The 1292-nt window shown below is 71.0% G+C and carries 2 protein-coding genes; both read left to right on the top strand.

Annotated elements, in window-relative coordinates:
- The first annotated feature begins 1 nt into the window (after nucleotide 1).
- Nucleotides 2-856 carry a CobD/CbiB family cobalamin biosynthesis protein gene (locus Q4C89_RS10395; RefSeq protein ID WP_303102544.1) on the top strand — a complete coding sequence of 285 codons (855 nt, stop codon included), beginning with the start codon at nucleotides 2-4 and terminating at the stop codon, nucleotides 854-856.
- A 50-nt stretch (nucleotides 857-906) separates the two neighbouring features.
- The coding region (locus Q4C89_RS10390) for a PhoD-like phosphatase N-terminal domain-containing protein (RefSeq protein WP_303102543.1) at nucleotides 907-1292 on the top strand (386 nt) is incomplete at its 3' end.

Below are 1292 nucleotides of genomic sequence, written 5' to 3'. Positions count from 1 at the left end.
CCTGGACGCCCTGGGCGAACCGCCCGCCCGTGTTCATCCCGTCATCCATATGGGGAATTACCTCAAGTGGGCGCGGAAAAACTGGCGAGGGCTTACGCCTGGGGAGCAACTGGCCGAGGGCGCGGCGGGCTGGGCATTGGGCGCGGGGCTGGCGGCGGGAGTGGGCCTCGCGGCTTCCCGCCTGCCCTGGTACGCGCAGGGTGCCCTGCTCAAGCCGCTGCTGGCGCGTCAAGCCCTGTTCGATGCGGTGGCGGAGGTGGGCGCGGCGCTAGAACGGGATGACCTGCCTGAAGCGCGGCGTTTGCTGAGCTGGCATCTGGTCAGCCGTGACACGTCCAACCTGAGTGCGGCGGAAGTGGCGGGCGCGGCCATCGAAAGTCTGGCGGAAAACCTCTCGGACAGCGTGGTGGCCCCGCTGCTGGCCTACCGCGTGGGAGGCTTGCCCCTCGCCGCCGCCTACCGACTGACCAACACCGCCGACGCCATGTGGGGCTACCGCACCGCCGAACTGGAATGGGCGGGCAAAGTGGCGGCGCGGGCCGACGACCTGCTGAACCTCGCCCCGGCGCGGCTGACCGCCCTGTGTGCGCTGGCGGCGAGCGGCGGCCAGGGCTGGCGCGTGTGGGCGCGGGACAGGCGCAACACGACCAGCCCGAACGCGGGCCACCCCATGAGTGCCTTTGCGGGTGCGCTGGGCGTGCGGCTGGATAAGCGCGGCCCAGACGGACAAGCGCTGTACGTGCTGAACGCGGGCGGCAGAGAACCCCAAGCCGCCGACCTGAAGCGGGCACGGCGGCTGGCCGGGCGAACGGTGGCTTTCGCCTGCTTCGCGCTGATGTGGCAGACCCTCCCCTGACGCCCCCGCCCCAAGCTGAGGCCGACTTCATCCCTCCCGGAGCGTGCCCCATGCCCAAAATTCAGGAAGACGCCCATCTGATTTCCCGCCGCTCGCTGCTTCAGGCCGCCTCCGTCATCACCGGGGCCGGACTGCTGAGCCTGACGGGCTGCGCCCCCGCTGTGAACGTGCGCTACCCGGTCACGCCCTTTCAACTCGGCGTGGCGTCCGGCGACCCGCAGCCAGGCAGCGTGGTGCTGTGGACCCGCCTGTCACTCGACCCGCTGGGGCCGACGGGGGCGGGGCTGCCCAAAACGCCCATCGGTGTGGCCTGGGAAGTCGCCCACGACGAGAACTTCGAGCGGGTGGTCAAACGTGGGCAGGCCGCCGCTACCCCGGAGCGCGGGTACGCCGTGCATGTGGAAGTCTTCGGGCTGGAGCCGCGCCGGACGTACTT

The sequence above is a fragment of the Deinococcus sp. genome (assembly GCF_030523985.1).
In the GTDB taxonomy this organism is placed as follows: domain Bacteria; phylum Deinococcota; class Deinococci; order Deinococcales; family Deinococcaceae; genus Deinococcus.
This window is presented reverse-complemented; position numbering and strand designations above follow the sequence as displayed.